General features: G+C 40.6%; 21 protein-coding genes. 15 read left to right on the plus strand and 6 right to left on the minus strand.

What is annotated here, in order from left to right; genetic code table 11:
• Complete coding sequence (locus ABXG83_RS10765) at positions 1-1,209, plus strand: chloride channel protein (protein WP_353548868.1); 1,209 nt, start codon at positions 1-3, stop codon at positions 1,207-1,209.
• Between the two features lie 60 nt (positions 1,210-1,269).
• Here ABXG83_RS10765 and ABXG83_RS10770 read toward each other — a convergent pair whose 3' ends face one another.
• The 4 genes from ABXG83_RS10770 to ABXG83_RS10785 all read right to left on the minus strand — a co-directional run bounded on the left by ABXG83_RS10770 (position 1,270) and on the right by ABXG83_RS10785 (position 5,727).
• Positions 1,270-2,097, minus strand: coding sequence for a PPC domain-containing protein (locus tag ABXG83_RS10770; protein ID WP_353548869.1), 828 nt, complete (start codon positions 2,095-2,097; stop codon positions 1,270-1,272).
• Between the two features lie 274 nt (positions 2,098-2,371).
• Positions 2,372-3,433, minus strand: coding sequence for a ketoacyl-ACP synthase III (locus ABXG83_RS10775; RefSeq protein ID WP_353548870.1), 1,062 nt, complete (start codon positions 3,431-3,433; stop codon positions 2,372-2,374).
• A 140-nt stretch (positions 3,434-3,573) separates the two neighbouring features.
• Positions 3,574-4,656 carry a mannose-1-phosphate guanylyltransferase gene (locus tag ABXG83_RS10780; RefSeq protein WP_353548871.1) on the minus strand — a complete coding sequence of 361 codons (1,083 nt, stop codon included), beginning with the start codon at positions 4,654-4,656 and terminating at the stop codon, positions 3,574-3,576.
• A 108-nt stretch (positions 4,657-4,764) separates the two neighbouring features.
• Entirely contained in the window at positions 4,765-5,727 is a 963-nt protein-coding gene (locus tag ABXG83_RS10785) for a KpsF/GutQ family sugar-phosphate isomerase (RefSeq protein WP_353548872.1), read from the minus strand.
• A 234-nt stretch (positions 5,728-5,961) separates the two neighbouring features.
• On the opposite strand from ABXG83_RS10785, the gene recQ reads away from it, so the two are divergent.
• From recQ to ABXG83_RS10805, 4 genes are all read left to right on the plus strand, one after another.
• A complete protein-coding gene (recQ, locus tag ABXG83_RS10790; RefSeq protein WP_353548873.1) occupies positions 5,962-8,259 on the plus strand; it encodes a DNA helicase RecQ in 2,298 nt (765 codons plus the stop codon).
• 106 nt (positions 8,260-8,365) lie between these two features.
• Complete coding sequence (locus ABXG83_RS10795; RefSeq protein ID WP_353548874.1) at positions 8,366-9,103, plus strand: endonuclease/exonuclease/phosphatase family protein; 738 nt, start codon at positions 8,366-8,368, stop codon at positions 9,101-9,103.
• A 395-nt stretch (positions 9,104-9,498) separates the two neighbouring features.
• A complete protein-coding gene (locus ABXG83_RS10800; protein ID WP_353548875.1) occupies positions 9,499-9,702 on the plus strand; it encodes a hypothetical protein in 204 nt (67 codons plus the stop codon).
• 213 nt (positions 9,703-9,915) lie between these two features.
• Positions 9,916-10,170 carry a hypothetical protein gene (locus ABXG83_RS10805; protein WP_178886431.1) on the plus strand — a complete coding sequence of 85 codons (255 nt, stop codon included), beginning with the start codon at positions 9,916-9,918 and terminating at the stop codon, positions 10,168-10,170.
• A gap of 32 nt (positions 10,171-10,202) precedes the next feature.
• Here ABXG83_RS10805 and ABXG83_RS10810 read toward each other — a convergent pair whose 3' ends face one another.
• Positions 10,203-11,246, minus strand: coding sequence for a DUF3089 domain-containing protein (locus ABXG83_RS10810; RefSeq protein WP_353548876.1), 1,044 nt, complete (start codon positions 11,244-11,246; stop codon positions 10,203-10,205).
• A 127-nt stretch (positions 11,247-11,373) separates the two neighbouring features.
• On the opposite strand from ABXG83_RS10810, the gene ABXG83_RS10815 reads away from it, so the two are divergent.
• The 10 genes from ABXG83_RS10815 to ABXG83_RS10860 all read left to right on the plus strand — a co-directional run bounded on the left by ABXG83_RS10815 (position 11,374) and on the right by ABXG83_RS10860 (position 23,230).
• Positions 11,374-12,318 (plus strand): 2-oxoglutarate and iron-dependent oxygenase domain-containing protein, encoded by a 945-nt coding sequence (locus ABXG83_RS10815; RefSeq protein WP_353548877.1) that lies wholly within the window; start codon positions 11,374-11,376, stop codon positions 12,316-12,318.
• Positions 12,319-12,539: 221 nt separating this feature from the next.
• On the plus strand, positions 12,540-13,772 hold the full coding sequence (chrA, locus tag ABXG83_RS10820) for a chromate efflux transporter (protein ID WP_353548878.1): 1,233 nt from the start codon (positions 12,540-12,542) through the stop codon (positions 13,770-13,772).
• Positions 13,773-13,959: 187 nt separating this feature from the next.
• Positions 13,960-14,703, plus strand: a complete 744-nt coding sequence (locus ABXG83_RS10825) for an AAA family ATPase (protein WP_353548879.1) — start codon at positions 13,960-13,962, stop codon at positions 14,701-14,703.
• Positions 14,704-14,736: 33 nt separating this feature from the next.
• Complete coding sequence (locus ABXG83_RS10830; protein ID WP_353548880.1) at positions 14,737-15,468, plus strand: alpha/beta hydrolase-fold protein; 732 nt, start codon at positions 14,737-14,739, stop codon at positions 15,466-15,468.
• A gap of 157 nt (positions 15,469-15,625) precedes the next feature.
• Entirely contained in the window at positions 15,626-16,399 is a 774-nt protein-coding gene (locus ABXG83_RS10835; RefSeq protein ID WP_353548881.1) for a hypothetical protein, read from the plus strand.
• A 17-nt stretch (positions 16,400-16,416) separates the two neighbouring features.
• The gene (locus tag ABXG83_RS10840) at positions 16,417-17,388 is read left to right on the plus strand and encodes a hypothetical protein (protein WP_353548882.1); all 972 of its coding nucleotides are present in this window, start codon (positions 16,417-16,419) and stop codon (positions 17,386-17,388) included.
• Positions 17,389-17,530: 142 nt separating this feature from the next.
• The gene (locus tag ABXG83_RS10845; RefSeq protein ID WP_353550764.1) at positions 17,531-18,577 is read left to right on the plus strand and encodes an efflux RND transporter periplasmic adaptor subunit; all 1,047 of its coding nucleotides are present in this window, start codon (positions 17,531-17,533) and stop codon (positions 18,575-18,577) included.
• A gap of 48 nt (positions 18,578-18,625) precedes the next feature.
• The gene (locus tag ABXG83_RS10850) at positions 18,626-21,700 is read left to right on the plus strand and encodes an efflux RND transporter permease subunit (RefSeq protein WP_353548883.1); all 3,075 of its coding nucleotides are present in this window, start codon (positions 18,626-18,628) and stop codon (positions 21,698-21,700) included.
• Between the two features lie 106 nt (positions 21,701-21,806).
• The gene (gene pdxH / locus ABXG83_RS10855; protein ID WP_353548884.1) at positions 21,807-22,448 is read left to right on the plus strand and encodes a pyridoxamine 5'-phosphate oxidase; all 642 of its coding nucleotides are present in this window, start codon (positions 21,807-21,809) and stop codon (positions 22,446-22,448) included.
• 173 nt (positions 22,449-22,621) lie between these two features.
• Positions 22,622-23,230 carry a Crp/Fnr family transcriptional regulator gene (locus tag ABXG83_RS10860; protein WP_353548885.1) on the plus strand — a complete coding sequence of 203 codons (609 nt, stop codon included), beginning with the start codon at positions 22,622-22,624 and terminating at the stop codon, positions 23,228-23,230.
• On the opposite strand, the gene ABXG83_RS10865 is transcribed toward ABXG83_RS10860, so the two are convergent.
• Positions 23,223-23,855: a hypothetical protein gene (locus ABXG83_RS10865; RefSeq protein ID WP_353548886.1), complete on the minus strand. Its 633-nt coding sequence runs from the start codon at positions 23,853-23,855 to the stop codon at positions 23,223-23,225. The genes ABXG83_RS10860 and ABXG83_RS10865 overlap by 8 nt on opposite strands.
• Positions 23,856-23,922 lie beyond the last annotated feature (67 nt).

The raw sequence follows: 23,922 nt of genomic DNA on the forward strand, positions 1-23,922 counted from the left end.
ATGTCAGTATCACAAGCTCCAACAACAAACAATGTTTCATTTTTTCAACGACTGTTGAAATGGATCTTTTTATGTGGATTGATCGGTCTTAGTTCCGGCTCTGCTTCTGCACTATTTCTTTCCACTTTAGATTTTGTCACCAACTTCCGTGAAAGTCATATTTGGATCATTGTCTTCTTACCAATTGCAGGTTTTTGTGTGGGCTGGGTCTACCATCGTTATGGTAAAGAAGTGGAAGGTGGAAATAAAATATTACTCAAAGCGATTCAAGATCCACATCAAAAGATCACCCCATGGATCATGGCTCCGTTTATTTATGTAGGAACTTTACTCACTCATTTATTTGGAGGCTCAGCAGGCAGAGAGGGAACAGCATTGCAGATGTCAGGAGCTATTGCAGATCAATTCAGTAAACCTTTTGCATTAAACGAACAAGAACGCAAGACATTATTGATCGCAGCTATTGCTGCAGGATTTGGTGCTGTATTTGGTACACCTTTGGCGGGTTTTATTTTTGCGTTAGAGATCAACCGAAGAAGTAAGCTGAGTTATCATTCCATACTTCCCACTTTTATTTCAGCAATATTGGCGGATATGGTTACAAGAGCCTCGGGCGTTCCTCATACCCTTTATATTGTTGACATCATTCCCTCTATTTCCTGGATCAACATGGGTTATACCGTATTGGCAGGAATCCTATTCGGCGCGTGTGCTTTTGTATTTACCAAACTCATGCATCTTACATCATATCAGTATAAAAAACGAATACCTTATTCACCGATGCGTCCTTTTATTGGAGGTGTTATTCTGATACTTCTTTTTTGGTGGATCGGTAATAGTAAATACATGGGATTGGGAATACCTGTGATCGTTCAATCATTTAGTGAACAGATGGAAGTTTATGATTTTGCTTTGAAGCTGTTACTGACGGTCTTAACATTGGCGGCAGGATTCAAGGGAGGAGAAGTAACACCCTTGTTTTTTATCGGAGCTCTTTTAGGTAATGCACTATCTATATGGATTCCATTACCCTTGGCATTATTATCAGGTTTAGGTTTTGTGTCAGTGTTCGCAGGTGCTACCAACGCACCATTGGCTTGTATGGTAATGGCGATGGAATTATTCGGCAAGGAAATAATGCCGTATGCAATGATCGCTTGTTTCGTTGCTTATCTTTTATCCGGCAAGTCAAGTATTTATCAATCGTAAAAATGTAGAATCATAAAAAAGGATGTCGTTTAGACATCCTTTTTTATGATCCGCAAGATGTTACTTCGTAATCTTTACAGTAAGATGTGAAGTGAAATGGGTGTTATATCCAAATAACATAACAGAGTATTGTCCGGTCCTCGGATTATTGAAGAAGCAAACTTCTTCTTCACGATTAGATTTTACAGGAGCACAATCAGCTACCCATCTGTATTGAGGCGAAAGTGTAACTGTTGGGTCTGAACCATAGCGTACACCCATATCGGCAGTATTGTAATAATAGACATTGGGCAATTCTGAAATTTTTACTTCCAGTGTTTTTGTTCCGCTTGGAACAGTGAATCGGAAGATCTTTTTATCACCTCTATTTCCTTCTACTTTTTGATTGATCAGAAACTGTGTAACAGGACCTGTAGTACCGCCACCAGAGCCACCACCGGTGCTACCACCAGAACCGGACCCGCCTCCTGTACTACCACCAGATCCAGAGCCACCACCAATACTTACACCTCTTGTACCTTTAGTACCACCATACGTTTCTCCTGCATCCGTATTGAATACGATGACATTACCAATGATGTCTACCGCACCTGGCACCATGCTACCAAAACCTTTGTTATTACGAATGCTACCTCTCCATGAGTCACCATCTTCTCGCTTTAAACCAATACCGATCTTACTACCGGTAGAAATTCCGGGTTTACTGTTCCCGGCAGTTATGAAAATCGCTTCATCTCTACTTAATTCAATTTGCCATCCTTCTGACATATCAAAAACACCTTCCCAATAAGCATCCCATAATTCTTCAGCTTTTTTACAGCCACTAGATTGTATCAAAACGCCTACTAAAAAACAGGCTAGGACTAATTTTGTAAACGTATTTCTCATAGATATTGATTTCAGCAAATCTATTTGATATGCGAACCCATACAAATACTCATTATCGTGTATTTTAATATGTTATCTTTCTAACGAACCTGTTAGAATATGATGTGATCATCCATTAATAGAATGATACCAGCGTATCAAGATCTCTTCGTACTTGTGTAATACACAACTTTATAGAGGATCTTAATTTGATAAGATGCTACTTTATTCATGCTGTTACAAACCAGTAAATAAAAGGGGTACAGTGGTAATGACTACAACAATCAGGTGCGGGTCAGACTCTATAACAAACTGCATTGATATTCATACCTGCACCCACAGATGCAAACATTACAATATCACCGGCTTGTAAAGAATGATCATCTAGCACACCACGTTTTACCAGATCGTACAACGTAGGAATCGTTGCTACGGAGCTGTTGCCGAGTTTATGAATACTCATGGGCATTACGCCGGCCGGAACTTCTTTTAGACCGTATAATTTGTACAATACTTTTATAAATCCTTCATCCATTTTTTCATTGGCCTGGTGAAGGAAGAATTTTTTGACTTCAGTTACGTGTATTCCTGCTTTATCCAAACAGTCTTTCATGGCAGCAGGAACATTTTTGATGGCATACTCATATACTTTTCTGCCTTTCATTTTGATGTAACGGATACGTGGATCTGATTCAGGAAAATTCGATTTACCCATGTACAGATAATATGCTTCATCCATACAATGGCTTTGCACACTAGCAGCCAAAATGCCATTCTCACTTTCTTTGGCTTCAATGATGCAGGCGCCCGCACCATCGCTGAAGATCATGCTATCTCTATCGTAATGATCGATCACACGACTCAGTGTTTCTGTTCCTATGACCAAACATTTTTTTGCAATGCCGGCTTTGATGTATGCATCAGCTTGAATAACACCTTGTATCCAACCCGGACAACCAAACAGAATATCATAAGCTACACAGGATGGATTTCGAATTTGTAAACCTTGTTTTACGCGGGAAGCCAGCGCAGGGAGAATATCGGTTTGAATGGTATGTTTTACCACGTTACCGAAATTGTGTGCAACAATGATCTGATCAATTGTTTCAGGATCTATACCAGCATCTTCAATGGCATGTTTTGCAGCAATCAGTGCCATGTCCGAAGCATTGAACTCAGTACCTACATATCTTCTTTCTTCAATACCGGTAATATCGCGGAATTTCTCAATGATATCATTTGGAGCGGCAACAATACGCTCATGGTCTTCTGTATAAAAATCCTGAATAGTAAAATCCCTGTTGGTCTTGATATGTGGCGGGATATAACTTCCTGTTCCGGTAATAACGGTTTTCATCTCTGGCATTTTACGAAATCGAGTAAGGCCTGTTACAATAAACAGGTTACGCCAAATCTAATGAATACCCTGCATCTCAGGACAACAAATTTTTCTGAAGCGATTGATCGTTAGTTTTAAAGTAAACGATCCTGAAAATATTATAGATACTTATCGCCTTTGTTTCTCTTCACTTCAGCTACGTATTCTTTAATAGATTGTTCCTTGTCTTTTCTGCAAATCAATAACACATCTTTGGTATCTACTACGATGAAATCATCCAGTCCTTGTAGTACCAATAATTTTTCTTTGGGGGCAGATACCATACATTTAGTAGCATCAATCACAATTACGTTATCACTCGCAACGGCATTACCGAGATAATCTTTTTCCAGGTTATCATACGCGCTGTTCCAGGTACCAAGATCGCTCCAGCCGAAGGAAGAAGGGATCACATAAACGTTATCTGCTTTTTCCATAATGGCTACATCGATGGAAATATTGGTACAAAGCGGGTAGATTCTTTCAATAGCTGCTTTTTCGTCAGGCGTGTTCAAATTTTTCTTTTCTGTATCGAAAAGCTCGAACATCTCCGGTTGATATTGTTCGAAGGCTTTGAGTACATTTTTTACCTGCCATACAAAGATGCCGGCATTCCAAAGAAAATCGCCGCTACTGATAAAGGTTTTGGCTAATTCAAGGTTCGGTTTTTCAGTAAAGGTTTTCACTTTGTAAATACCTTCCGCCACTGTCATGCTATCATGCTGAATATAACCATAACCTGTGTTTGGATGGGTGGGAGTGATACCCAATGTTACCAATGATTTGATATGACCTACGAAATCGAGTGCTTTTAAAGTGATACTGCGGAATGCCTCATTATCGAGGATCATATGATCACTTGGGGCAACTATGAGGGATGCTTCCGGATCTTTCTGAGCTAATTTAAAAGAGATGTAAGCGATACAAGGAGCTGTATTTTTTCGGCTGGGTTCTGCAACAATATTCTCAATCGGGAGTTGTTTCAGCTGTTGATGAACAATAGAAACGTATTCCTCAGAAGTAACAATGAAAATATTTTCTTTTGGAATGAACGCTGCATATCGTTCATAGGTCCATTGAAGTAATGATTTGCCGGTATGTAAAATATCTAAAAACTGTTTTGGATAAGCTGTTCTGCTCATGGGCCAGAAACGACTACCGATTCCTCCCGCCATGATGGCTACATAGTGATGTTGATTCATTCACATTCTTTTTAAATTCCCGAATAAACGGTGCAATATTACAGGCTTATTCAGTAACCCAACTATTTATATTTATCCTATTGTATTTACTGTCTACAGCCTCAATACTTAAATAATTCCCTCTCTTACTAAATCATGTATATGTAAAATGCCAAGATACTTCTCATTTTCTGCAACCACTAACTGGCTGATGTCATGGTTTCTCATGATATCTAATGCTTCTACTGCGAGCATACCGGGGTCAATACTTTTTGGATGGGCAGTTAAAATATCTGCTGCTTTGATGGCTCCGAGTTCATTGGTTTTTTCCAGCATTCTTCGTAGATCTCCGTCAGTGATGATACCCAGCACTTTATTATTTTCATTGACCACCGCAGTTACTCCCAATCGTTTCTCAGTTATTTCTACGATCACTTGTTTGAGTGTGGCATCCGGAAGCACTTTTGGTTGTTCATTATTGGTATAAAGATCTGCCACTCTCAAATACAAACGCTTACCCAGATTGCCGCCGGGATGGTATTTCGCAAAATCATGTCCTGAAAAACCATGTAATTCCATCAAACAAACTGCTAAAACATCACCCATCACCATTTGAGCGGTGGTACTGCTGGTGGGAGCCAGGTTATTAGGGCATGCTTCCTGACTTACCGTCGTATTCAAGATATGATCAGAAGATTGGGCCAGAAAACTTTGCATATTGCCAACCATACCGATCAAGGTATTGCCAAAATTCTTGATCAGGGGTACCAATACCTTGATTTCAGGGCTTTCGCCGCTTTTACTGATCAGCATCACGATATCTTCTCGTTGGATCATGCCCAGATCCCCATGAATAGCGTCAGCGGCATGCATGAATAAAGAAGGGGTACCGGTAGAATTAAGGGTGGCAACGATCTTTTGCGCAACGATCGCACTTTTTCCAATACCACTGATCACGATTCGTCCTTTGCAGGCGGCTAACTCATGAATCGTCTTTTCAAAAGAATCGTCAATAAATACCGATAATTCGGCAACAGAAGCTGCTTCTAGCTTAATCGTTGTAAGGGCTGTTTCTAGGATCGTTTTTTTCATGCTGCACAAAGGTAAACTTTAACAGCAAAGTGTGTGTAATCATCCTATTCTTCGTTAACTTCGCCGTCCTTTTGAAAAAGCAGGCTGCTGACTCAAAAGTGCACCTACAACCGGTTCCGCCGGAAACACTTCCTCTGCGCCAATTGGCAAATTTTAAGTGAAAATTCCGGGAAAAAGAGGTATCTTATATAATTCTAACCGGCTCCGCAGGTGCGGAAAACCTATCGTAAATACATGGCAACAAATACAAAGAAAACCCCGGCGAAAAAAGCAACGGTGAAAGAGAGACCCCTTATTAAGGTCGGGAAGAGAACAGGTCCTGTAGCGCTAAAAGGAAGTCAATACGATATTCATGGCGCCTTGGAAACCTATTTCGGATTCCGAGAGTTCAAAGGAACCCAGGAAAAATCGATCAGAAGTCTGCTAAGCGGACAAGATACTTTTGTTATCATGCCAACCGGTGGCGGAAAGAGTCTGTGTTATCAGCTCCCGGCGATGATCCTTGATGGTTGTGCCATCATTGTTTCTCCACTGATCGCACTCATGAAAAATCAGGTAGATCTGGTGAGAGGGTATAGTGAAAAAGATGATGTGGCCCATTTCCTGAATTCATCGCTTAATAAAGGACAGATCAAAGCGGTAAAAGAAGATCTTGATAGCGGGAAGACCAAATTATTATATGTAGCTCCCGAAACGCTTACCAAACAGGAAAACCTGGAATATTTCCGCGATCTCAAAATTTCTTTCTTTGCTGTTGATGAAGCACACTGTATCTCGGAATGGGGACATGACTTCAGACCTGAATACCGTCGCTTGAGAGAGATGATGGATATCATCAATCCGGATGTTCCGGTTATTGCATTGACTGCAACAGCAACACCTAAAGTACAAAGTGATATTGTAAAGAATCTGGGGTTACGTGATCCGAATATTTTGATCTCATCTTTCAATCGTACGAATCTGTATTATGAGATCCAACCTAAGATCAAAAAAGACCAGACGGTAAAACATATTGTAAAGTTCATTAGTCAGCATAAAGGAAAGAGCGGTATCATTTATACACTGAACCGTAAAACAACAGAAGAGCTGGCTGAATTATTGGTGGCGAATAATATCAAAGCCGTAGCTTATCATGCCGGCCTTGATCAGAAACTTCGAGCAGAAAGACAAGATCAGTTTTTGAATGAAGATGTTCAAGTGATCGTTGCTACAATTGCATTTGGAATGGGGATTGATAAACCGGATATCCGTTTTGTGATCCATTTCAATATTCCAAAATCGATTGAAAATTATTATCAGGAAACAGGTCGCGCAGGTAGAGATGGATTGGAAGGTATCTGTGTGCTGTACTATTCACACAAAGATGTGGCAAAGCTTGAACACCTGATGCGTGATAAACCATTGAGTGAAAGAGAAGTAGGTGGACAACTCATTGATGAAACAGTAGCTTATGCTGAAAGCTCTGTTTGTAGAAGAAAGATATTGTTGCACTACTTTGGAGAAACATGGGAAGAAAAGAATTGCGGCAACTGCGATAACTGCCGTAATCCGAAAGAAAAGATCGAAGTGAAGGAAGAAGTGGTGCAGGTGTTAAAAACCATTCAGGCATTGGATGAGAGATTTGTGACCGACTATGTGATCAATGTACTGATCGGAAAACTGACCCCACAGATCGGCATGTTCAGACATGATCAATTGGAAGTGTTTGGTATCGGAAAAGATAAAGAGTTGCATTTGTGGAATAGTCTGATCAGACAAATGATGTTGGAGAACCTGATCAGAAAAGATATTGAAGAGTATGGCTTACTAAAGATCACAGAGAAAGGGGAGAAGTTTTTGAAAAAACCCGCATCCTTCAAAATTGTATTGAACAATTTATTTGAAGATGCCAATGCAGATGATGAAGAAGGTGATAGTGGAGCACAAACCGGTGCGGCGGCAGATGATAAACTCTTTGAAATGTTGAAAGAGTTGCGTCAAAAAGAAGCCAAGAAAAAGAACCTGCCTCCATTTGTGATCTTCCTGGAAACTTCCTTGCAGGATATGGCTACACTCTATCCTACTACTTTACAGGAATTGGAGAAATGTCAGGGTGTGAGTAAGGGTAAGGCTTTGAAATATGGTAAGCCATTTGTAGAAATGGTAGCTAAGTATGTAGAAGAAAATGAGATAGAGAAGCCGGATGATTTTGTGATGAAGAGTGTGGCGAATAAGGCTAATAATAAGATCTATATCATTCAGAATGTAGATAAGAAAATTCCTTTGGAAACCATCGCAAGAAATAAAAGTCTGCGTTTGGATGAGTTACTGGAAGAAATGGAAACCATTGCAGCCAGTGGAACCAAGCTGAACCTGGATTACGCGATCGATGAATGGTTAGATGCATATGATCAGGAAGAGATCATCGAATATTTTAAGAACTGTGAAACATCTTCACTCCAAATAGCACAACAGGAACTCAGCGACAATGACTACACCTGGGAACAGCTGAAGATCATGCGGATCAAGTTTTTGAGTGTGTATGGGAACTAGGGAGTGGGGGAGTAGTGAATAGTGAGTAGTCAGTAGTGAGGCTTAATCCATCTGCTGACCACTCACTACTCACTAAAAAAGCCATCCGCACTTCAATGCACATTTCATGCTAAAGAAATCTCTATTCACAATAGTTGTATTGCTCATTGCGCATTTTGTTTTTGCTCAATCTCATCAGCTAAGTGTGTTGAGTTATAATATCCGTAATGGAAAGGGTTTAGATAATATAACGAGTTATCAACGTATTGCAGATGTGTTACTCAGCGCTAAAGCAGATGTCATTGCTTTACAGGAATTGGATAGTGTTACACAACGAAGTAAGCAGGAAGATGTACTCAAGAATTTATCTCAGCTCACAGGCATGCATGCAGTGTATGCGCCGGCCATTGATTTTAATGGAGGAAAATATGGAGTAGGTGTTTTGTCCAAAGAAAAACCACGGTCATTCCGCTATCTATCTTTACCCGGACGCGAAGAAAAAAGAGTATTGCTGTTAGTGGAATTTGAAGAATATTTTTTTCTCTGCACACATTTATCACTTACAGAAGAAGATAGGATGGCATCATTGCGTATCATCTCTCAAGAAACAGAACGATTACAAAAGCCTGTGATACTGGCCGGGGATTTGAATGATCATCCAACATCAGTTTTTATGCGGTCCTTACAACAGCAATGGAAACTGTTAAGTGTAGAAGCCAATAGTTTTCCGGCTGATCGTCCGGATCGTTGTATCGACTATATTCTTACCCGCAAACAGGATCCCTTCAAAGTAAGATCGGCGATCTTAATGGAAGAGCCGATAGCATCTGATCATCGTCCGGTGTTAGTAACGTTAGATTGGTGAGAGGTTTGATCAGAAACCAGACTCAATCACGTATAAATACTGTAGATCATTACTTGATTCTTGCCCTTTTGTTCTTGTAGCCTTCTCTCATTTTATCTTCCCTTTTTTATGTTTTGTGGGAACAGAAAACGCCAGTATAAAAATTCGAAACAGAAAAGTAGAGTTGAAACTGACTTTTGAGTATGCGGATCATATCATGCATAATTTCATGTATTATAATCCACCTCACGATGTTTGTTTCCTCGATATACAGCGAATTGCAAAGACTGCTGTGTATCAGAAGGAGCATGGTAGAATCTGGAGTGGAGCGGCTCATTTTAATGGTAAAAAGTATAGAGTTATCATTATTTTAACAGCTAAATTTGCAATAGTAAAAACCTGTTATTACTATAAACATGCCTAAACAAAAGAGATTCATACCGTCACAAAATGAGTATGTTATCGGACTATTCGGCGAAAAATATCCGAAGGATTTTCGCTATAAAATTTCAACAGAATGGGAATTGGCAGAAGTAAAATGGTTGATCAGTGAAGGTGATTTTGAGAGTATTGAAGATTATGAGCTATCAACAACTAGACTATTGTTGAATCAGTCATAGGTAAAATTTTATTGCCACTGAAAACACAGCATTCCACAGAAACTTTTTCAGTGCTTCTCTGTGCCTTCAGTGGCAATCTGGTTTTCTAACATTATAGTAGTATTAAAATTTTACGGATGCTGCTCTATTTATGCAGCACTGGCACCAAATTTGGTGTCAAATAGGTACATCCCCCTGAGTATTTATTTCGTTTATTGTAAAAAAGGAGGGTTTATGTACATCAAGAGTCTACAACCAAATATCATTGAAAATGACAGCTACCTTACGGTAATGTCGGAACGTACCGGAAATCTGGTATTGAAAGTACTTGATGTAGAAGGTCATATGGCCAAAACTGTTGTGGCAGATGTAGCAGAAGGCTTACAACAACTTGCTTTAAATCTTAGCGATCTGGGTAGCGGTAATTATATCCTGAATGCATTCAATGGCGATGTATTCATCAAAGCCATCCGGTTCATCAAACAATAAAGCTTTACTCTTTGCGATAAATGGGGCTCCAATTATGGGGTCCCTTTCTTTTTATAGGCTTCTGTCCGTTGTTTTACATTTTCTCGAACACTCAGATAGTACAGGTTGAAATCACCGACATGATAATTTTTTGTCGTAAAAAATATATTGCCAAAAAAGCGAGGCTTGCTGGTCCATAGCACACCATCTGCAGTTCTTGCAGCGGCTACTTTCTTTACGATGCTATTGAATCCTGTAACAATCCCACCTTTATTTTCTTTTCTCTCAGCAACCGTATCCGCGTTGCTCCAGGTCAATGGATTGGTAACTACAGCATGATAATTTTCTTTCAATACATAATCGGGCTTATATCCTTCTTTATAGGTTCTCCAACTCAATAAACATCCTGTTTGATCAGGCGTGCGACACGGTTGAATGGAGTTGAACCAATCAGGCTCTACAGGGATACCCACTAAATAAGCAGCTACCAGTTTTGACTGAAGATTTTTTCCGTCAAAAAATTCTTTTACCAATCTTTTGCTATGTGTGGTACCCTGACTATGCGATGCGATGATGATGGGTCGGCCTTGATTGTATGTTTCCAGATAAGTGATAAAAGCTGCTTTGACATCAGCATAAGCAAGTTCAAACGCTTGTAAAGCGGCCACTGTATCAGCGGAAGACACAGGGAAATAAGCACTCAAATTGGCTTGTCGATACCTGGGCGCAAAAACCCTCCCCACTTCATTAAAGATGCTGGCTTGAAAAAGAATGGTACTATAATCTGTTTTTGCGGTTAGTAAAGCATCACTCAAAGAGGCATTCCAGCCGAATGGACGTTGATTATCTGTATATGTAGTTGGATGAATAAAGAATACATCCACAGAAGAATCTGGTTGATAATTTTTGCGTAAAGGTTTTGGAATGCTATCGGATGGATCCTGTTTATATGGATGTGCCGCCCAGAAATTCAGATCTGTATAATCAGGTGTATTCACCGATGCAGAAAACTGATATTGAGAGGCGTATTTATGATAGCCATTACTGCAACCTGCCAACAGCAGTATACAAGAGCAGCGCCAAAGTATTCCTTTCATATCCTAAAGTTGATAAAAATACTTGAAACTCTCTCTTATCAACAGATGTAAGGAAATCAATGTAGTTTTGTACTTTTCCAAACGGTTCTCGAAAACCGTTGCTATTATTCATCTTAAATTGATTGTTATGGCCATACCAGTAGTCGATCTCGCAGAATTTTTAAGCGGAGATCCATCCCGTAAATCAGCTTTTGTACAGCAACTCGGAAAAGCCTATGAAGAAGTAGGTTTTGTTGCAGTAAAAAATCATGGCATTCCCGATCAGCTGATCGCCGAACAATATGAATATGTACAGCAATTTTTTGCATTGCCCCTGGAGAAAAAATTACAGTATGAGATACCGGGTTTGGCCGGACAAAGAGGCTATACCAGTTTTGGGCGTGAGCATGCAAAAGGTAGTGAAGCTCCGGATCTGAAAGAATTTTTTCAGTACGGACAAACCGTTGAAAATGGAGATCCTATCAAAAGTGAATATCCGGATAATGTTGTGGTGAAAGAAGTTGAGCAGTTGAATAAAACATTATTCAATGCCTATCGAAATTTTGAAAAAAGCGGACGCGCATTATTACAGGCAATTGCTTTGTATTTAGGTTTAGATGAAAACTATTTTGATGCGCATATTGAAAACGGAAACTCTATTCTTCGTTGTATTCATTATCCGCCGATCACCAGCGAACCCAAAAGTGCAATTCGTGCAGAGCAGCATGAAGATATCAACCTGATTACATTATTGGTGGGTGCTTCTGCTGATGGTTTACAGATCCTTACCAAACAAGGCGAGTGGGTGAATGTAACATCACTGCCTGAACAGATCGTAGTAAATGTGGGTGATATGTTACAACGTCTTACCAACAACAAATTACGCAGTACGACACACCGTGTGGTAAATCCACCAAGAGAACATTGGCATACCAGTCGCTTTTCCATGCCTTTCTTCCTTCATCCAAGAAGTGAAATGAGTCTGGCATGTTTGGAAAGCTGTATCGACGCAACTCACCCGAAAGCATATCCCGATGCAACAGCAGGAGAATATCTGGATGAAAGATTGAGAGAGATTGGATTGAAAAAATAAGTGGTACTGGGTGTTAAGCCACAAGCTATAAGCTTCAAGCTACAAGGAATTCTGAAATTTATTTCTTGATACTCCCTTGTGGCTTGCAGCTTGTAGCTTGCAGCACATCCCTTACAACCCTTCACCAACATCGATTTTCATAAGTTTCAGGGATTTCAGTAATTTTCAAGTTCAATCATTTCCTGTATTAACCCTTGATACTACTACGTCATATTCCCTTTTTGCGCGCTGTTTTATGGCATAGTCTTACCGCATTTGGAGGACCGCAGGGGCATCTGGGAATGATGATGAAGACCTTCGTTCAACAACGTCGTGATGTTTCAGAAACGGAATTGATGGAATACAATGCATTCTGTCAGCTGTTACCCGGGGCATCCTCCACACAAACACTTACACTGATCGGATACAAAAGAGGGGGCATCCCATTAGCCATTCTTACCCTCTTAATATGGATCACACCGGCCTGTATATTGATGGGGGGGTTATCTTTTTTGTTGCAATATTTCAGCAGTAAAGATGTGCGTCCAGATTTCTTTATGTTCATTCAGCCCATGGCTATTGGTTTTATTGCCTATTCAACGTATCGCATTTTTAATATTGCAGTACACAATACGATTACCCGGGTCATTATGACAGTGGCTGCATTTGCTACATTTTTACTGTTCAAAACACCTTGGATCTTTCCTGCACTCATAGTAGCCGCAGGTATTGCTACTAACTTCAGTGATAAACGTATCCCACAAAAAGATGTACCACCCAAAAAAATCAAATGGGGCAATATCATCATCTTCTTTTTATTGTTTGGTACTGCAGGTTATATCTCTGAAACAGCAACACGCAATAACTGGGAAAACCGTAAAGCCATCAACCTTTTTGAGAATGCCTACCGCTTTGGAAGTCTTGTATTTGGCGGTGGTGATGTGATGATGCCACTGATGTATGAACAGTATGTTACACGCCCTGAATCCAAACGTATCCGTGAAACAGGAAGGGATGTGTTGAAAATGTCCAAAGAAGATTTTCTGACCGGATCAGGCATGGTAAGAGCGATACCCGGACCTGTATTTTCGATTGGTGCATTTGCCGGAGGTATGGTATTAAAAGAGGAAGGTGCCTGGTGGCAATTGATGGGTTGCTTGATCGGAGCCATTGCTATTTTTCTTCCCAGCGCCTTATTGGTACTCTTCTTTTTTCCGGTCTGGCACAACCTCAAACGCTATGCAGTCATCTTTCGATCGCTGGAAGGTATCAATGCTGCAGTTGTAGGTATCATGACCGGTGCTACTTTTTATTTGATGAAAGATACTTTCCTGATCTCCCTGTTTGAAGGCCGACTCATCGCTATTTGGGATATTTTCATCATCATCGGCACATTTTTATTACTTCGACTCAATAGGATTCCGGCTCCTTTTATTGTTCTGGCATGCTTGTTATTGGGGTATTTGGTTCATTGAGTTTTGGGCTACAAGCTACAAGCTGCAAGTTTCAAGGGGTGAGTCGTGAGTTTAATGAACAAAAGGGCTGTACGTTAGTATTGTTAGCTAAGCCATCACATAATACATAATTGCTTACAGCCTGTAGCTTATCGCTTGCCGCTTACTCCTCATCTCCTTTTTCTCCACAAAAGCCGTATATTAGAGCATGGTCACATTAGCTATCTACAACCTCAAAGGTGGCGTAGGCAAAACTGCTGCGTCCATTAATCTGGCATACGCATCTGCCAAAGAAGGATTCAAAACACTGGTTTGGGATCTAGATCCACAAGGGTCTTCCTCTTTTTATCTCGGTGCCAAAGCCGCCATAAAAAATGAGTCCAGAAAAATTCTCAATAGTGAGATGGATTTAAAAGATGCCATTCAGTCTACTGCGTATGAAAACCTGGATATCATTCCAGCAGATATCTCTGCACGTCATGCCGACATCCTGCTGAATGAAATGAAGCAATCCAAGCGCAAACTGTTATCACTTTTATCTGCACTAAAAAACGAGTATGATATCGTGATACTGGATAGTCCACCCGGCATCTCTGTATTACACGATGCTGTTTTTGTAGCGGCAGACTGGGTGCTGATGCCTAATATTCCGACTACACTATCTATTCGTTCTTTTGAAACAGTGAATGATTATTTCAAAGAAAATGATCTGGATCGTTCCAAGATCAAATGTTTCTTTAGTATGGTGGATCATCGGAAAAACCTGCATCATGAAGTGATGAATGAGTTTTATAAAGACAAATATTTTCTCAAAAGCTATATACCCTATCTGAGTGATGTAGAGAAAATGGGTGTGCATGAAGCACCGATCGAAACCTTTGCTGCCAGTAGTTATGCGGCACAATGCTATCGTGATCTTTGGAAAGAGATCAGAAAGAATTGTATTCAGTAATATTTTTCTTGTTTAGTTCTTAAATAGTGGTTTATGGAAAGACATTTATCGTCGTGGTATAGTCCGGCATTGGGAAAAGAAATGCCGATCGCTTCTTATGGTCATTTCGGATTTGTGTTATTACTGATTCCTACAGCGGCAGCTGATTATCTGGAATATGAAAGATTTCAGTTGATTGATGCACTCGCGCCCTACATTAATAGTGGTAAGTTGCGTGTATTCAGCATTGATAGCATGAATAAAGAAAGCTGGATGAACAATGAGATGGAGCCCTCACATAAAGCCATTCGCCATAACCAGTTCAATGAATATGTTTTCAATGAAGTCATTCCTTTTATCAGAACCAATACGAGTAATGAAACAATGATCTACACTTGTGGAGCATCATTCGGAGCATTACATGCAATGAATTTGTTTTTGAAAAGACCTGATATCATCAATGGTGCTATTAGTATGAGTGGTGTCTATGATCTCACAGAATACACCAAAGGGTATTGGGATGATCAGGTATTTTACAATAGTCCGGCACATTATCTGCCCACACTTACTGATCCATGGTATCTCGATAAAATCAAATCGAGTCATCATATTCATATCTATACCGGTAGTGGTTCTTATGAAGATCCGGAAGCTTCTAAAAAATTTGCAGGCATCTTATACAGCAAAGGTATCTGGTATGACCTCGACGTATGGGGACAAGACATCACCCACGACTGGCCCACCTGGCGCACCATGTTGCCGTATATTGTGGATGTGAAGTTTTAGCTTATGGCGTATAGGTCATAGCAAATGGAAGGAAATTGTTTTTGCCATAAGCTATGACCTATACGCCATAAGCTACTCTGCAAAAACCACGTTAATTCCCTTCACATTTCAGGCTTTCTGCTCGTCGTGATTTAATATTACAGCTCAATTGATGGGTTTGAGAAAAAAGCTACTATTCCTTCTTCTAGTGATTACCGTTTGCTGTGTGAAAGAACAGGCTGTTGCACAGTTTGTGACGATCTCGGGTAATGTGTATGATATTACAGCCAGAAGACCGTTGGAAGCCGTGGCTGTATTGAGTAATTCCGGTCGAGGTACTATCACCGATTCTTTAGGACGATACCTTATCACAGTTCCGCGAACAGATTCTATCTGGTTTTCCATGATCGGGAAATCAACCATGAAATATCCTGTGGATACCATCATCAATGTTGATAATTTCAATGTGATGATCCATGTACGTGCCACCGATCTTCCGGAAGTGAAAGTGCGGAACAATTATTATAAACTTGATTCTATTCAGAACAGACAGGATTATGCCAAAGCTTTTAATTTCAGAAAGCCAACCGTTCGGTTAAGTACCAATCCGAATTACAATCCGGGTGGATTAACCGCCGGCTTTGATCTTGTAGAACTTATCAATATGTTCCGAACCCGGCGAAATCGGAACATGGAGTTTTTACAGAATCGATTATTGGACGAAGAGCAACAGAAATATATCGATCGACGCTACAGTAAAAGATTTGTGCGAGAGCTTACACTTTTGAATGGACCGGAATTAGATACATTCATGAATCGATATCGACCATCCTATGAGTTATTGACTCAGATGAATGACCTGGAATTGGGTTACTATATTAACCGGAGTTATGATCAATACCGATCACTGCGTTATAATTGGAGAGGTGGTTTACGGAGAAGGGAAGATTAACTTTTAAAACCTTATCTATGCGTTTGCTGATTTGCTCCCTGATACTCATCTGCTGCACTAGCATATTGACAGCCCAAGAGAAAACAGGCGTATGGCGCGGTATCGTAAGATTTAGCAGCTATGGTTTTGATCCAAATTATAACCCTACTCCCAGACCTATCATGCCGCCCAATGATCCGCAAAGCAGAATGGGAAGGCCCGGTACCAGTAGTTTTGCCACAAGCACTGTTACCAATACAGAAACGGATACCCGTGCTAAATTAGAATGGCTGCAAATCGATGATCGATCGGTTGTTCAACTCACTTCTTATGGTGTCGATAATAAACTCGTTACCATGTATCAGTTCTACGCACGTCCAACACCAAAAGAGTTTTATAAATTTCATATGCAGGGTAAGTCTGTTGTGGTCAAGGAAACAGATAGACGTGCAGATCTTTTTGATATGCGTGGTACTTTTCAGGAAACGGATTCTTCTTTTGTATTCTGGGGTGTATGGGAAGATCCGTTCACCGGAAGAAGATTTGGAACTTTCTTTTTTGAAAAAGTAAAAGAAGTGATTTCGATCAATCCGGAGTTGGTGTATTCTTTTTTGAAAAAAAATAAACTCAGTGATGATATTGTATCAGCATCTATTCCTGCGATAGTTGTTCATGATACCATTCAAACAGATGCAATCGCTGTATATGGAAATCTGGTAGATAATGGTTTGAAAGACCAGGATACACTCAGTATTTGGTTCAATGGAAAGTTATTGGAAGACAATATTGTACCCACGGATAAAAGATTCTTCTTTCGAGCAAATCTGGCCGATCAGGAATGGAATTATCTCACCATCAGATGTAAAAATGAAGGCAAGGAAAAAGGTGCCGGAGTGCATCTGAATCTTGAGTTCAATGATATTCAGATGAAATACAATCTGGGATTATTCAGGTATGGTCAGTCCGATTGGGTCATTCACCGAAAAGTATCCAACAAACAGGCTCCATAGGTGTTAATTTTTGAGCAAATTGTTCTGAGCGAAGCGAAGAATCGCCGATGTAGAACACACCCCGGCCATTCATACAATGTTGGAACAATAGACATTAAATAATTCTATCTTTATCGGTCTTAAATCTCAAGTCTTGAAAAGAATGTATCCTTGGGCTTTCGCAGCCATCGTTATGGTAGCCTGCAAAAGCAAAAAAGAAGAACCACGTCAACAGAATGGAGGTCCACAGGCAGTGATCGTAGATGTGATCATCGCCGGAAAGAACAGTATTTCCAATACCATCGAAGTGAATGGTACAGTTGTAGCCAATGAAGCAGCCAATCTGCAACCCGAAGTGAGTGGTCGTTTGACTTATCTCAATTTACCAGAGGGTGCTAAAGTATCTCAGGGAACGGTATTGGCCCGAATCAACGATGCAGACCTGCAAGCCAATATGCAAAAGATCCGTGTTCAATTGGATCTGGCGCAGAAGAATGAGGCACGTTTGAAAAAATTATTGGATATCAATGGTATCAATCAGGCTGATTATGATGCGGTCCTCAATCAGGTCAATACATTGAAAGCAGACCTTGATATCACACAAGCTCAGATCGATAAAACGGTGCTCAAAGCTCCTTTCACAGGTATACTCGGTCTGCGGATGATCAGTCCGGGTGCTTATGTAACACCCGCTACTATTCTCGCTACTTTACAACAGACCGATAAAGTAAAGATCGATTTTACGGTTCCGGAAATGTATACCGATGTGATCGGTAAAGGAAAAACAGTGAATGTAAAAACCACTGCTGGTGCGTCTGTTCGCAAAGCTACCATCATTGCTACCGAACCTCAGATTGATGCCACTACCCGTAACCTTAAAGTTAGAGCGGTACTCGATGGCACCAATATCAATCCCGGTGCATTCGTGAAAGTATTACTGGATGCAGGTGGTAAGAGCAACAGTATTCTGGTTCCAACCAATGCGATCATCCCGGATGCAAAAGCCAAGAAAGTAGTAGTAGTGAAAGACGGAAAAGGTAAACTCACAGATATTGTAACAGGCTTACGTGCCAACGGTGCAGCGGAAGTGGTGAGCGGACTCAATGAAGGGGATAGTATTGCTGTATCAGGTGTATTGTTTGTTCGCCCTAATTCTCAAATAAAAGTGAGAAGTGTAAAACAGATCTCAGAATTCATGGGACAACAATAAGATCCCATTCACTGAACCCTGTTTTCATTTCCTTAACCACTTGATCTTATGAATATTTCAGAACTATCGTTAAAACGACCCATTCTCGCAACCGTGATGAATATCCTCATCGTGTTGTTTGGGGTGGTTGGATATACTTTCCTTTCAGTACGTGAGTACCCGGCTATTGACCCGCCCATTGTGAATGTGCGTACTTCTTATGCGGGTGCTAACTCAGATATCGTAGAGAGCCAGATCACAGAACCACTGGAGAAATCCATCAATGGTATTCCCGGTATCAGAACCATTACCTCTTCCAGCTCTAATGGTTCCAGTAATATCACCGTTGAATTCAATATCAATGAAGACCTCGAAGCCGCAGCCAATGATGTGCGTGATAAAGTGAGTCAGGCTGCAAGAAATCTTCCCCAGGATATTGATGCCCCACCTGTGGTTAGTAAAGCCGATGCCAACAGTGATTTCATTCTGTTGATGGCAGTACAAAGCCGCACCAAAGGATTGCTTGAACTGAGTGATTATGCCGAGAATGTACTCGTAGAAAGATTACAGACCATTCCGGAAGTAAGTTCTATCAATATATTCGGACAAAAACGTCCTGCAATGCGTATCTGGATCGATCCGGATAAATTGAATGCATATAATATCACTTTTGCCGATCTGCGTAATGCATTGAACAGAGAGAATGTCGAAATTCCTTCCGGTAAGATCTATGGGCAGAATACTGAAATGACCATTCGTGCATTGGGACGATTACAGACCGAAAAAGATTTTCGTGATCTCATCATCTTTGAAGATAACAGAGGTATCATCCGTTTGAGTGATGTTGCTAAAGTAGAGATCGGTCCGGAGAACGAAGAATTCAGCTGGCGATTGAATGGGGTGAATGCCGTAGGTCTGGCCATCATTCCACAACCCGGTGCCAACTATATTAAAATTGCCGATGAGTTTTATAAACGTGTGGAAGCAATTCAGAAAAGCCAGAAAGGTGATTTTGAATTGACACCACTGATCGATCAAACCAAAAATGTTCGACGTTCGATCAAAGAAGTAGAAGAAACATTATTGATCTCTTTCAGTCTGGTAGTATTGGTGATCTTCTTCTTCTTCCGCAACTGGTTGATCGCAATTCGTCCATTGATCGATATCCCGATCTCACTTGTTGCTACTTTCTTCATCATGTACATCGCAGGATTCTCTGTGAATGTATTGACCTTATTAGGTATTGTACTTGCAACCGGATTGGTGGTGGATGATGGTATTGTAGTAACTGAAAATATTTTCCGAAAACTGGAAGGCGGTTTACCGATTCGTAAAGCAGCACTGGAAGGCAGTAAGGAAATTTTCTTTGCCGTTATTTCTACTTCCATCACACTCGCGGTGGTATTCTTACCGGTGATCTTCCTCGAAGGTTTTGTGGGAAGTCTTTTCCGTGAGTTTGGTATCACCGTAGCAGCAGCGGTATTGGTCTCCGCATTTGTATCACTCACCATCACACCGGTCTTGAATGTATACCTCAATAAAAAAGATGCAGGGCATGGTAAGTTCTATGAAATGACTGAGCCTTTCTTCCGTGGTATGGAGAATGGATACAAACGCATGCTCACAGGATTCCTGCGTATTCGTTGGATGGCTTGGGTGATCGTATTGTTGTGTTTGGGTGCTATCTATCTCGTAGGCAGCAACCTGCAAAGTGAATTGGCGCCATTAGAAGACAGAAGCAGCGTACGTTTCCAAATGTCAGGTCCGGAAGGTGCGAGTTATAGTTATATGGTTGATGTAGGTAATAAACTCATCGACTATTTATCTGATTCTGTTCCTGAAAAAGATTTTGTATTTGCAGCGATACCGGGCTTTGGAGGTAGTGGTGGTGTAAACAGTGGTACTGCACGTATCGCTTTCGTAGATCCCGATAAACGTACCAGAAGTCAGAGTGAGATTGCGAGAGCAATCAGTAAAAAGTTACCACAGTTCAACAATGCCAGAATATTCCCGGTAGAAGAACAAACCATTTCTGTAGGTCTGGGTTCACGTGGATCATTACCGGTTCAATACATTTTGCAGAATCTCGATTTTGAAAAGATCAAAGAAGTGATTCCCAAATTTTTGGAAGAAGCACGAAAAGATAAGACCTTCTCTAACGTAGATGTGAACCTGAAATTCAATAAGCCGGAACTACAGATCACCATTGATCGTATCAAAGCGAAAGATCTGGGATTATCGATCTCTGATGTAGCAGATGTGGTATCGAGTGCATTCAGTGGAAGAAGATTGGCTTATTTCATCATGAATGGTAAGCAGTATGAAGTGATCTCTCAGGTAGAATTGAAAGATCGTCAGGAGCCGGGCGATATTTCCAATTTGTATGTAAGAAATACAAGAGGAGAAAATATTCCATTGACATCGGTGGTGAAACTGGAAGAGAATTCCAATCCGCCAACACTCTATCATTATAACCGATTCAAGGCTGCTACTATCTCTGCATCTCTGGCAGAAGGTAAAACCATTGGTGATGGTGTAAAAGCCATGCAGGCCATTGGCGATAAGTTATTAGATGAATCATTCCAGACAGCGTTGGGTGGTGCATCAAGAGATTATGCAGAGAGTTCATCGAATACCACTTTTGCCTTTGGATTGGCATTGGTATTGATCTATCTGGTATTGGCGGCGCAGTTTGAAAGCTTCAAAGATCCGTTTACCATCATGATCACAGTACCACTGGCATTAGCGGGTGCATTACTGAGTTTATGGTTATTTGATCAGACGTTGAATATCTTCTCACAGATCGGTATGATCATGTTGATCGGTCTCGTAACGAAAAATGGTATCCTGATCGTAGAGTTTGCGAACCAGAAACGTGAGTTCGGATTGAAGAAAACAGAAGCGGTGATCGAAGCATCTGCACAACGTTTGCGTCCGATCCTGATGACGAGTTTGGCAACAGCTTTAGGTGCTTTACCAATCGCATTGAGTATTGGAGCAGCAGCCACCAGCCGTATGCCATTGGGTATTGTGATCGTAGGAGGTATTATGTTCTCCTTGATACTGACCCTATTTGTGATACCTGCCGTATATACGTTCATCTCAGGAAAACATGAGGCGAAGAAGATGGATATTACGGATTAAGTCAAAAGTCAAAAGTGAAAAGTCTAAAGGGTGAAAGCGAGAGTTTTCACCCTTTTTTATGGGTGCCACTTTCAGACGTCGTACTTTTGCAGTAGAAACTTATTGTATGAAAACATCCGTAGCCGATATCAGAAAAGATTACAAACAACATTCCCTGAATGAAAGTGATGTAGCAGCAGAACCCTTTGCACAGTTTGAACACTGGTGGCAGGATGCTGTGAATAGTGAAATAGATGAAGTGAATGCTATGACCCTGGCTACGGCAACCAAATCAGGAATGCCTTCTGCACGTATTGTTTTATTGAAGGGATATGATGCGCAGGGATTTGTGTTCTTCACCAACTACAACAGTCACAAAGGACAAGAGCTTGCTGATAATCCACAAGCGGCATTGGTATTTTTCTGGAAAGAATTGGAAAGACAGATTCGTATTGAAGGAACCGTAGAAAAGATCAGTGCTGCAGAGAGTGATGAATATTTTCATTCACGTCCGGAAGGTAGCCGTATTGGTGCCTGGGCTTCACCACAGAGTACTGTAATACCGGATCGAAATGTAATTGAAGCCAATGTAACCAAATATGCCAGTGAATTTTCTGGACAAAACATTCCTCGCCCTGAGCATTGGGGTGGTTATCGTGTGAAGCCAACAGTGATAGAATTTTGGCAGGGAAGAAGTAGTCGCTTACATGATCGTTTCAGATACACAAAAACAGAACAAGGCTGGAAGGTAGAGAGATTGGCACCTTAACAGATCAGTGATTATGGTACGCAGATTTTTATGATTAGTTATGATTGTAAACAACCAGTCTGTGTAAATCATCATCCATCATAAAAGATCTGCGGCTAATTTTCTCTGTTCCATCATACTACTTTTATTACGCTTAGGTCTCAGCCTTTCTTAGACTTTTGTATTTTTAAGCTATGACTGTTCAATCACTGCTGCAACATTTAAAAAATCACATACAGCTTACTGAAGCAGAAGAGCAGATCATTATTGATCATCTTACCCCAAGAACATTCAAACGCGGAGAGTTCCTGACCAAAGAAGGAGAAGTGAATCGATATACAAATTATATCGTATCCGGCGCTGCAAGGGTGTATTATATAGATCAGGCCGGACAAGAGCACGTTATTCAATTGGGTATCTGTGATTGGTGGACGGGCGATTTCAGCAGTTTCATTACACAAACCAAAGGCATACTATACACAGAAGCGTTAGAAAAAACAGAAGTACTTTCTTTTTCTTATGATCACTTGCAGGATGTATATCGTCAAGTACCCGCCATGGAGCGTTTCTTTCGATTGCTGATACAAAAAGCATATGCTGCATTTCAAAGAAGGGTATTGGAATCTTTGAGTATGGATGCAGAACAACGTTATCTCGCATTTCGTGAAATGTATCCGGATATGGATCAACACCTCTCTCAAAAACACATAGCATCTTATCTCGGTATGTCAGCTGAATTTCTCAGCAAGATCAAAAAACGTATCGTAGAAAAACAAAGATCAAAAATCCGCAACATTATATAAGCTTACGAATGAACACTCCTGAATTGGTGGTGATCTCAGTGGTAGGCCCATACTGGTCAACTGTGATACCAATACCAAACTGAATGGCTTTCTTATCTATACCAATACGTAATTGTTGGTAACTTCTATTGTGTCCATCATTACCATGGTTGGTCATAAATTGAAAACGCGAATAGAGTTTTGTTCTTGTCGTGAGTGCCGGTTGGTATTCCAGCAAACCAAACAGTTCATACGAATTCTTTTTACCGGCATCAAAGCGAGGGGATAATATCATGAACCAGTTTTTGGTCTTATGTGCAAACTGTGTTGCGATGGATAATTTCACATCCGTAACAGGTGTGTAGAAGAAGCCACCCATGATGGTGATCTTGGGATGGATCATCGCTGTGAAATATCCCTGATTCATCATTTCATTTGGTCTGCCACCTTTTATGGTATTGGTTTGATAACGATTGACCATATTGGTGATATGTGTCCACCCAAAGCGACTGCCCGCTGAAGTTTTGCGATGAATGCTGTGTTGGTAGTTCAGGTATGCATTACCTGCCATCAGTTCTACCGGAATGTTTTGTGCATGTACGATTCCAATGAACAGTAATAATGCTGCAGTAAATATCATTTTCATACTAAAATTCTTTACAGCAAAACTCAACACAGCGACTTGGCTGAAAAATGAACTGCTTCAAGAAATC

The organism is Sediminibacterium sp. KACHI17 (genome assembly GCF_040362915.1).
Classification (GTDB): domain Bacteria; phylum Bacteroidota; class Bacteroidia; order Chitinophagales; family Chitinophagaceae; genus Sediminibacterium.